Annotated in this window: 9 protein-coding genes and 1 pseudogene; 7 read left to right on the forward strand and 3 right to left on the reverse strand. The window is 69.1% G+C overall.

Annotation, left to right across the window (positions count from 1 at the left end; translation table 11 throughout):
- The 4 genes from FL311_RS44500 to FL311_RS38700 all read left to right on the forward strand — a co-directional run.
- Nucleotides 1–230, forward strand: a 230-nt coding sequence (locus tag FL311_RS44500; RefSeq protein ID WP_194869550.1) for a hypothetical protein, incomplete at its 5' end; no start/stop codon positions are given.
- 121 nt (nucleotides 231–351) lie between these two features.
- Nucleotides 352–843: an NfeD family protein gene (locus tag FL311_RS38690; RefSeq protein ID WP_141332669.1), complete on the forward strand. Its 492-nt coding sequence runs from the start codon at nucleotides 352–354 to the stop codon at nucleotides 841–843.
- The gene (locus tag FL311_RS38695) at nucleotides 843–1,958 is read left to right on the forward strand and encodes an SPFH domain-containing protein (RefSeq protein ID WP_141332670.1); all 1,116 of its coding nucleotides are present in this window, start codon (nucleotides 843–845) and stop codon (nucleotides 1,956–1,958) included. The genes FL311_RS38690 and FL311_RS38695 overlap by 1 nt, the downstream gene beginning before the upstream one ends.
- Before the next feature lie 249 nt (nucleotides 1,959–2,207).
- The gene (locus FL311_RS38700) at nucleotides 2,208–3,710 is read left to right on the forward strand and encodes an ATP-binding cassette domain-containing protein (RefSeq protein WP_141332671.1); all 1,503 of its coding nucleotides are present in this window, start codon (nucleotides 2,208–2,210) and stop codon (nucleotides 3,708–3,710) included.
- Nucleotides 3,711–3,826: 116 nt separating this feature from the next.
- On the opposite strand, the gene FL311_RS38705 is transcribed toward FL311_RS38700, so the two are convergent.
- Nucleotides 3,827–4,801 carry an NAD-dependent epimerase/dehydratase family protein gene (locus FL311_RS38705; protein WP_141332675.1) on the reverse strand — a complete coding sequence of 325 codons (975 nt, stop codon included), beginning with the start codon at nucleotides 4,799–4,801 and terminating at the stop codon, nucleotides 3,827–3,829.
- A 121-nt stretch (nucleotides 4,802–4,922) separates the two neighbouring features.
- Between FL311_RS38705 and FL311_RS38710 the strand changes: the two genes are divergently transcribed.
- On the forward strand, nucleotides 4,923–5,456 hold the full coding sequence (locus FL311_RS38710) for an FHA domain-containing protein (protein WP_046713622.1): 534 nt from the start codon (nucleotides 4,923–4,925) through the stop codon (nucleotides 5,454–5,456).
- Between the two features lie 6 nt (nucleotides 5,457–5,462).
- On the opposite strand, the gene FL311_RS38715 is transcribed toward FL311_RS38710, so the two are convergent.
- Nucleotides 5,463–5,987 carry a hypothetical protein gene (locus FL311_RS38715; protein WP_141332672.1) on the reverse strand — a complete coding sequence of 175 codons (525 nt, stop codon included), beginning with the start codon at nucleotides 5,985–5,987 and terminating at the stop codon, nucleotides 5,463–5,465.
- A 106-nt stretch (nucleotides 5,988–6,093) separates the two neighbouring features.
- Here FL311_RS38715 and FL311_RS38720 point away from each other — a divergent pair, with 106 nt between their 5' ends.
- Nucleotides 6,094–6,750 carry a TIGR02269 family lipoprotein gene (locus FL311_RS38720; RefSeq protein WP_141332673.1) on the forward strand — a complete coding sequence of 219 codons (657 nt, stop codon included), beginning with the start codon at nucleotides 6,094–6,096 and terminating at the stop codon, nucleotides 6,748–6,750.
- A 6-nt stretch (nucleotides 6,751–6,756) separates the two neighbouring features.
- A complete protein-coding gene (locus FL311_RS38725) occupies nucleotides 6,757–7,479 on the forward strand; it encodes a double-CXXCG motif protein (protein ID WP_141332674.1) in 723 nt (240 codons plus the stop codon).
- Nucleotides 7,480–7,486: 7 nt separating this feature from the next.
- Here the strand turns inward: FL311_RS38725 and FL311_RS38730 are convergent.
- Nucleotides 7,487–7,784, reverse strand: a pseudogene (locus FL311_RS38730) (DNA polymerase Y family protein); the annotation flags it as partial.

Genomic DNA, 7,784 nt, shown 5'->3' on the forward strand with positions numbered 1-7,784 from the left:
GAGACAGGTCCTACCCCGTCCGCCCCCAGGAGCCACCCCGCACCGTCGGAATCGAGAAGACCACCTCCCACTCCAAACCCCTCCAGCACACGCTCGTCTTCAAGGAGACACTCGCCCTGGAGGCCCTGGACTGCGACAGCACGGGCGTCCCCCAGCGACTGCTCTTCACCCGGACCGTGGGCGGCTATCAGCCCATCGTCGAGACGCGGGAGCTGTTCCGGGTGAAATAGCCTGGAAAGGTCCGGCGTTGAGGGGACGCGGCGCCTTTGGCCCTCTCAGTCCTGAAGGACGCTTTCGTCCCGGCCGACCCCCGTTTGACAGGGAGGGGAATCGACTGACAAAGAGACCTTCATGGACCTGTTCCCCTCCGCATGGCAGCTCTGGGTCGCCGCCGCCCTCGTCTTCGGGGTGCTGGAGCTGAAGCTGACCGGCTTCGGGCTCGTGTGGTTCTCGGCCGGGGCGCTCGTCGCCTCGCTCGCCGCGGGCCTGGGGCTGACCTTCATCGTCCAGCTCGCGCTCTTCAGCGCCGTGGCCATCGGGTTGATCACCGCCTCGCGCACCCTGTTCAAGAACGTTTTCATGCGGGATGCCTCGCACTTGAAGACGGGCATCGAGGCCATGGTCGGTCAGGAGGCCGTGGTGACGGAGGCCATCGACGCGCCCCACGGGGGCACGGTGCGCATCAACGGCGAGCTGTGGATGGCCCGCTCGCTGACGGGCGCCATCCTCGCGGGCGAGCTGGTCACCGTGGAGCAGGTCGAAGGACTCAAGCTTTGGGTGCGCCGCCCCTCGGCGACGCTGTCATCGGTTCCCCCCGGGGAACAGAACCAGGAGAAGCGCTGATGGACGCAGGGACGGTCGTACTTCTACTCGCCGTGGTGGGCGCGCTGGGCTTCCTGCTCTACACCTGCGTGCGCATCGTTCCCCAGGCCAAGGTCATGGTGGTGGAGCGGCTGGGCAAGTTCCACGATGTGGCCACCAGCGGGCTGAACATCCTCATCCCGTTCATCGACAGCCCCCGCCCCATCGAGATGCGCACGGGCAACCGCTACATGCGCAGCAACATGGTGGACCTGCGCGAGCAGGTCATGGGCTTCGAGACGGTGCAGGTCATCACCCACGACAACGTCAACATGGAGGTCGGCTCGGTCATCTACTACCAGATCGTCGACCCCGCGAAGGCGCTGTACCAGGTGGAGAACCTGGCGCTGGCGATCGAGCAGCTCACCATGACGAACCTGCGCAACGTCATGGGCGGCCTGACGCTGGACCAGACGCTGACCAGCCGCGAGACGGTGAACACGCGCCTGCGCATGGTGCTGGACGAGGCCACGGAGAAGTGGGGCGTGAAGGTGACGCGCGTGGAGCTGCGTGAGATCGAGCCGCCCCAGGCCATCAAGTCCGCCATGGCCAAGCAGATGACCGCCGAGCGCGAGCGCCGCGCCGAGGTGACCAAGGCCGAGGGCGACAAGGCCGCCGCCATCCTCCAGGCCGAGGGCGAGAAGATCTCCCGAATCCTGCGCGCCGAGGCCGAGCGCGACGCGGAGATTGCCCGCGCCGAGGGCCACAAGCGCGCCACCATGCTGGAGGCCGAGGGCAAGGCGGAGGCCACGCGCCTCACCTTCGAGGCCATCCACAACGGCCGCGCCACCCCCGAGGTGCTCGCGCTGCGCTACATGGAGACGCTCCAGGAGATGAGCAAGGGGGACAACAAGATGTTCATCCCCTACGAGGCCACCGCCACGCTCGGCGCCGTCTCCGCGCTCAAGGAGGTCTTCTTCAAGGACGAGGAGGCCGCCAAGGCGAAGGTCCCCGCGCAGCGGCAGGTGCCCACCGCCGCGGCCCTCAGCGCGCAGGCGATTGCCCGGGGCAACGTGCTCTCCGAGTCCGCCACGCTCGCCGGCGTCCCCGCCGTGCCGCCTCGGCGCCCTCGCCCGCCCACCGAGCAGGACGAGTAGCCGCCGCCGCTGTCTGGAAGGCTTCACGCCCGCCGTCGGAGCTGGACGGCGGGCACGTCGGGGTTGCAATCCACCCCGGCGAGCGTCATAGATTGAAGGCACGCATCCACCGGAGGGCCTGACAACCCCTCCCTACGCGAGGTCGATTCACCCTTGAGGCAGAGCCGCTGAGTCCCAGGTCGTTCGAGTCGTCATCGCGCTGAGCCGCCTCGTGCGTGCTCGCGCCCTGGATTCAGGAGTTCGCCTCATATGTCATCCCTCCGCGCGCATCGCGTGTCGTACGCCTATTCCGACGCTGTCACCGTCCTCTCCGAAGTCGACTTCCACCTGCCCGCGGGCTGGACGGGCCTGGTGGGCGCCAATGGCGCCGGCAAGTCCACGCTCCTCCGCCTGCTGGCCGGAGAGCTGACGCCCACCGAGGGGCACCTCCAGTTCGAGCCGCCCTCCCCCACCCTGCGGCTGTGCCGTCAGGAGGTCGAGGCGCTCACGCCCGACATCACCGAGTTCGCCGAGTCGTGGGACTCGCTCGCGCGGCGGCTGCATGGACAGCTGGGCCTGGACGTCTCCGCGCTGGAGCGCTGGTCCACGCTGTCACCGGGAGAGCGCAAGCGCTGGCAGGTGGGCGCGGCGCTCGCGGCCGAGCCGCACGTGCTGCTGCTCGACGAGCCCACCAACCACCTGGACGCCGAGGCCCGGGCCTGGCTCGACTCCGCGCTCAAGCGCTTCAAGGGCGTGGGCGTGGTGGTGTCGCATGACCGGCCGCTGCTCGAGTCGCTCACCACGAACACCTTGCGCGTGCACGGCGGCGACGCGCGGCTGTGGCCCGGGGCCTACCTGGCGGCGAAGCAGCACTGGGAGGCCGAGCGTGAAGCCGAGCTGGGCGCCTATCAGCAGGCCAGAGCGGAGCAGAAGCGCACGGCCCGGATGCTGGACCAGGCCCGGCGCGAGCAGGCCTCCGCGGACGCGGCGCGCAGCACCCGCAAGCGGCTCAAGGACAAGAACGACAACGACGCGCGCTCCATGGGCGCGTCCGTCGTCGCGGGCTGGGCTGAGAACCATGCGGGCCGCCGCGTGGGCATCCTCCGTCGGGAGCTGGAGCGGGTCAGCGACGCGGTGGGCGAGTTCCACGCGGACAAGACGATGGGCCGCTCCGTCTTCGTCGACTACGTGCGCTCGCCCAACCCGTGGCTCATCACGCTGGACGTGCCGGAGCTGCGCGTGGGGGACGTGCCGCTGCTGGGTCCGGTGAAGCTGTCGGTGGGCCGCGAGGCGCGCGTGCGTATCGAGGGCCCCAATGGCGCGGGCAAGAGCACCCTGGTGCGCGCGCTGCTGGAGAACACCCGCGTGCCGCGCGAGCGCATCCTGTACCTGCCGCAGGACGTGGGCGCCGAGGAGGCCCGGGCCACCCTGGACGCGGTGCGCGCGCTGCCTCCCGAGGAGAAGGGCCGCGTGCTGTCCCTCGTCGCCGCGCTCGGCGTGGACCCGGAGCGACTGCTCGGCTCGGAGCAGCCGTCCCCGGGTGAGGTGCGCAAGCTGCTCATCGCGCGGGGCCTGGGTCAGCACGCCTGGGCGCTGGTGCTCGACGAGCCCACCAACCACCTGGACCTGCCCTCCATCGAGCGACTGGAGGCGGCCCTGCGCGAGTACCCCGGCGCGCTGCTGCTGGTGAGCCACGACTCCACCTTCGCGCGCGCCTGCACCAGCGAGTGCTGGCGCGTGGAGCACGGACAGGTGGAGGTGACGAGCGGGTGAGCCTCAGGGCGGCGAGAGGATGCCGGGACATGACGACGCTCCTCCTGGAGGACCAGGAGCCTCGAGAGGGAAGCAGGCCACCCGCCGGCCCGGGGGACGAGGGCACGGACTCTAGCTCAGGGGACGGAGTGCCCGCGCGCCCAGGTCACGAGCGCCGCGAGCCCTTCGTCCACGGACACGCGGGGGCGAAAGCCCGTCTCGCGCTCCAGGGCCGCGGGGTCCGCCCAGGTCGAGTCCATCTCCCCGGCCTGCGCGGGCAGGAGCCGCAGCACGGCCCGGGTCTCCAGGAGCCGCTCCAGCACGGCGACGAAGTCCCGCACGGAGACGGGCTCCCCGCGTCCCACGTTGAGCAGTCGATACGGAGGGCTCCCCGCGGGAGGACGGTCCAGGACGCGCAGCACCGCCTCCGCCACGTCCTCCACGAAGGTGAAGTCGCGCAGCATGCGTCCCTCGCCGTACAGGTCGATGGGGCGCCCTGCTCTCAAGGCACGCAGGAAGCGCAGCGGCGCCATGTCCGGGCGTCCCCAGGGGCCGTACACGGTGAAGAAGCGCAGGCCCGTGGTGGGCAGGCCGTGGAGGTGGCTGTACGTGTGGGCCAGCAGCTCTCCGGCGCGCTTGGTCGCGGAGTAGACATTGAGGGGATGGTCGGCGGAGGCGCTCTCGTGGAAGGGCGGCGGCGTGTCCGCGCCGTACACGGAGCTGGAGGACGCGTAGACCAGGTGCGAGACGCCCGCGGCGCGGCCCTGCTCCAGGAGCTGGAGCCAGCCCACGATGTTCGCGTCCAGGTAGGACGAAGCGGAGGCTCCGGCCTCTCGCACGCCGACCCGCGCGGCCAGATGGACGATTCGCTCGGGGTGCTCCCGTTGGAAGATTCTCGCGAGCGCGGGAGCGTCGGTGATGTCCGCCTCGTGACAGGTGAAGCGCTCCGCGCCGGGAAGCGAGTGGAGCCGGGCCAGTCGGGCGCGCTTGAGGGGAACGTCTCCGGACGGGTCCAGGTTGTCCACACCGATGACGGTGTCACCTCGGGCGAGCAGCTTCGCGCTGACGTGGTGACCGATGAAGCCCGCTGCGCCCGTGACGAGGACCCGCATGAAGCGTGAGGGTTTCATGCCCTCGGGTCGGAAGCCATGCTGGTGATGTGGCGATGAGGGGGCCTGGCGGGCACTGTCACACGACTTCCCGTGGCCCCCGCTTGGACGTAGGGTGGGAGGCATGGTGTCCGTGAACCAGCTCCGTCCCTTCGCCTCGGCCTCGCTGGAGGCCTTCCGCGCCGCGTCCGGTCCGGTGGCGCTCATCCAGCAGCCCGTGGATCCCGTCTTCCGGAACGTCGCCCAGCAGCTGACGGGCGCTCGCACGGTGGGCATGGCGCACCGCTCGCGCATGACGGAGCGGCTGCTCGCGATGCTCCGCGACTTCGACAACCTGGAGGTGCACTTCCTGAACCCCAAGGTGGATGGGGAGGAGCTCACCGTGGGGCGCTCGGACTGCGACCTGGTGGTGCCGGACCCGTCCGTGTCGCAGCACCACGCGACGCTGCGCTGGAACGCGACCACGGGTGGCTTCCAGGTGCGGGACGCGCAGTCGATGAACGGCACGTGGATCAACGGCGCGCCGCTGGGCTTCCGCGCGCAGGTGACGCTCAACGACGGGGACACGCTGGCGTTCGGCGACGCGCAGTTCCTCTACTTGCGCGCGGAGACGGTGCACGAGCACCTGCGGCTGGCGAGCCCCCAGCCGAAGCCCTGAGAGGGCTCAGGGCACTTCCTTGACGGCGTCGATGACGGCCTTGCGCAGGTAGGAGCTGTAGTCCGTCTGCGACTGGTACATGCTGATGGACGAGACGGTGCGGGAGTCCTTGCGCCACAGCAGGTCGCCGTTCGGCGACACGAGGCCCGCCTCCAGGAAGACCTCGGCGCGGCCCATGGCGCGGATGGAGGACACGTCCACCCAGTTGAGCACGACGATGACGGCGGCCTCGGCCTTGTTCTCGCGGATGAGGGCGACGACCTCGCCGGTGGAGGGGGATGGTGCGTCGGAGATGCGCGAGCCGACCACCTCGAAACCGCGCTCACGCAGCACCGCTTGCGTCTGGCCGATGAGGACAGAGCGCGGGTTGCCCTCCCCCAGCATGTCCTCGCGATAGGTCGCCACGGGCAGCGAGTCCACGCGCGTGCCAATCACGACGACCACCTTGCGGATGGCCCCCGGAGGCCGGACCTGCGGCGCGGAACACGCGGTGGCGAGCAGCGACAGCAGGAGGAGTGAGAGGGCGCGCATGGCGAGGCCTGGGAGGCAAGGAGGTGGTCTCCTTGCATAACTAGGAGGGGCCAGGCGGGGCAAACGGGGATGAAGTGGCCCACCAGGGTCGTGCTATCAACGGGGTATGCGCGCGTTCCTCGTTTTACAGCTCATACTGCTCGGTGTGGCGTGGCTCGGTTGTGCGACGACAGGGGCGGGCACATCACCTGCCTGGAGCGAAGCCGAGGAAGCATGCTCCGAGCACGAAGACGACGTCTGCCTCGCTCCGCGCTGTGATGACGACCGTTGCTATTTCTTTCGCTGCGACGACCTGCCCTCCGAGACGGAGCTGGCGCGATTTCCTCCTGCCCGTCCACCCGCGGCATCCGCGGCTCCAGGACGAGGCCCTCGAAGAAACTGGGGCGGAAGCACGGCCGCGACAGGGGGGCACGAGCCCGTCTTCGTCATCCCTTGGTATGGGAGCGAGCCTCCTCGCCTCCAACTTCCACCGGGCCGCTTCGAGAAGCATCACATCTTCCCGCAGGCCGAAGATCTGGCGTTATGGTTTCGAGGCAGGGGCCTCAACATCCACGACTACACGCTCTCCATTCCACGTGACCTCCATCAACGAATCCATCGAGGCGGCGATCGCGGTGGAGCCTGGAACAATGCATGGCGTGACTACCGGAGGCAGAACCCCGCTCCTTCGAAGGAAGAGATCTTCAAGCATGCGGGAGAGCTCATCTACCGCTTCCAGCTCCTCGGCGGTCCCATCCGGCCTTACTACTCCCATCGAGAGTGACCAGGGATGACCCGCTTCTTCGAGCTGCGCGAGGATCGAGCAGCGACGTCTCGCTACCGAGGCGACTTCAATGCCACGCACCCGTGGTCTCTTCCTGGCGTCGAGTGCACGGACTGTGGCGCGACCTGGAGCAGCTCCGGACACGACTACCCCTGCGTGGACCTCTCGTCGCTGGAGGAGCGCCAGCGTCTCCATGCCCCCTGGCCCACGTCCGTCTCCGAATATCGTCGACTGCGTGAGCGCATCCGCCCCTTGGCGCCCCAGGGGGCGGAGCTGCCTCCTGGCTCGAGCTTCGGACCCATGGTCGGTACAGCACGTGGAGAGCTGGGACCGCTGACCTGGCAGGGCGACTATCTGTTGATGTTGCGCCACGACACGTTGGAACAACTCCAGGCACGAGGCCTTCGTGGACTCCTCGGATGTCGGACAGCGCTGAGCTGGAGGCAGAAGTCCCCCCCTGAGTTCCTGGAGCTGCAAATCGAGCCCAGGGGACGGCTGCATCCTGACTGCCTCCCTCCAGATCTGCCTCCGCCCTGCCCTTCCTGTGGAAGACTTCCGCTTCAGCTACCCGACGCGCCCATCCTCGACGCGAACTCACTCCCCACTGAGCAGGACCTGTTCCGAGTGGGAAACTTCGCCACGATGATCATCGGTACGGAGCGATTCGTAGAGGCCCTGCGACACCTGGGACTCCCGGGCATCATCGTCCGCGAGCTGCCTTCCCGCTGAGCACACTTCAGTCGAACAACCCCTGCAGGTAGAAGCGGCCGTCGCGCATGTCCTGGAACACCCAGGCGGGCCCCAGTCCCTCGAAGTGCACCCGGTAGTAATCGCGCTGGAAGGGCGTCTCGGCCCACCACTCGCCGCCCAGGCGCTCGGGGCCTGTCACCGCTGTCACCCGGTGACGCCGTCCGCCGACTCGCGCGGCGAGCAGCCGACCCGTGTCTCCCAGCTCCGCGTCCAGCCACGCGGGCTCCGCCAACAAACGTGACGGCCGCTCCCGCAGCCCACCGTCCCTCCGCTCCACCGGCGTC

The sequence above is a fragment of the Myxococcus sp. AB025B genome (assembly GCF_006518215.1).
In the GTDB taxonomy this organism is placed as follows: Bacteria; Myxococcota; Myxococcia; order Myxococcales; family Myxococcaceae; genus Myxococcus; species Myxococcus fulvus.

Excerpts from the sequence above, each read along its gene's own strand:
- FL311_RS38715 (WP_141332672.1), bottom strand. The coding sequence starts at position 5,987 with ATGCGCGCCCTCTCACTCCTCCTGCTGTCGCTGCTCGCCACCGCGTGT.
- FL311_RS38725 (WP_141332674.1), top strand. The coding sequence starts at position 6,757 with ATGACCCGCTTCTTCGAGCTGCGCGAGGATCGAGCAGCGACGTCTCGC.
- FL311_RS38705 (WP_141332675.1), bottom strand. The coding sequence starts at position 4,801 with ATGCGGGTCCTCGTCACGGGCGCAGCGGGCTTCATCGGTCACCACGTC.
- FL311_RS38710 (WP_046713622.1), top strand. The coding sequence starts at position 4,923 with ATGGTGTCCGTGAACCAGCTCCGTCCCTTCGCCTCGGCCTCGCTGGAG.
- FL311_RS38700 (WP_141332671.1), top strand. The coding sequence starts at position 2,208 with ATGTCATCCCTCCGCGCGCATCGCGTGTCGTACGCCTATTCCGACGCT.
- FL311_RS38695 (WP_141332670.1), top strand. The coding sequence starts at position 843 with ATGGACGCAGGGACGGTCGTACTTCTACTCGCCGTGGTGGGCGCGCTG.
- FL311_RS38690 (WP_141332669.1), top strand. The coding sequence starts at position 352 with ATGGACCTGTTCCCCTCCGCATGGCAGCTCTGGGTCGCCGCCGCCCTC.
- FL311_RS38720 (WP_141332673.1), top strand. The coding sequence starts at position 6,094 with ATGCGCGCGTTCCTCGTTTTACAGCTCATACTGCTCGGTGTGGCGTGG.